This window comes from Streptomyces sp. BE20, assembly GCF_036322525.1.
In the GTDB taxonomy this organism is placed as follows: Bacteria; Actinomycetota; Actinomycetes; order Streptomycetales; family Streptomycetaceae; genus Kitasatospora.
The window spans coordinates 1-811 of sequence record NZ_JAQYWW010000501.1; the positions used below are offsets into that span (position 1 = coordinate 1).

Annotated in this window: 2 protein-coding genes; one reads left to right on the forward strand and one right to left on the reverse strand. The window is 67.3% G+C overall.

The genetic code is table 11. The features are described 5' to 3' along the window. Positions 1 to 209: 209 nt before the first annotated feature. Complete coding sequence (locus tag PUR61_RS07220) at positions 210 to 464, reverse strand: GntR family transcriptional regulator (protein WP_329876844.1); 255 nt, start codon at positions 462 to 464, stop codon at positions 210 to 212. A 125-nt stretch (positions 465 to 589) separates the two neighbouring features. Here PUR61_RS07220 and PUR61_RS07225 point away from each other — a divergent pair. Continuing rightward, on the forward strand, positions 590 to 811 hold a 222-nt coding region (locus PUR61_RS07225; protein WP_329876681.1), incomplete at its 3' end, for a transposase.

An 811-nucleotide genomic window follows, 5' to 3' on the forward strand; every position in this document is an offset into this window, starting at 1 on the left:
CGAGCTGCACGAACTCCTCGGCATGCCCACCGACGAGGCGTCCGTCAACATCACCCGCAGCCGCCTCGGACGCCTCACTCGCCAAGGCTTCCTCACCCAACCCGGACGAGGCCGCTACCAGAAACGGACTTAACGTCCACTCAGAGCGGCCCTTGCCTACCCCGCGCCCCTCGGCCCCGTCCCGCTGGTGAACTCCGGCAGGGCGGGGCCTACTCGTTCCCGGGGGCGGGCTGGTCGGTCACGTCCCTGATGAAGGACCCCATCCCGAACTCGGTCCGGACCGGCTTTCGGGCGCGCAACTTCGCGAGGGCTCTCCCGGCGGTTGCCTTGGCCACCCCGAACTCTTCTTCGATCGCCCGGTGCGAGATCAGATGCCCCGGCCCGTACTGCCCGCTCGAAATACGCTGGGTCAGCCGGTCAACAATCTGGGGCCACTTCGGGCGGGTCGGGTCAAGGTCGCTCACCACACCACCGTATCCGTCTGCGCACTACCACGTCTGGCTACCACAGGGGATGGGATGCTAGGGACAGGCATAGGAAGGTCCTTTAAGAAGACATCTCATTTGGGTGGGTTGAGTAGACTCCGGGTGTGCTGATCGTTGAGCGGCTGGTGCCGGATGAGCTGTGGGAGTTGTTCCAGTTGGTCGTGCCGGACGCTCCGGTGCGCCCGCAGGGTGGTGGCCGTCGGCGCCACGGGGATCGCGAGGTGCTGGCGGCGATCGTGTTCGTCGCGACGTCCGGGTGCACCTGGGCCCAACTGCCGCCGTGCTTCGGCCCCTCCGGCCCGACTGCGCATCGGCGGTTCACCGAG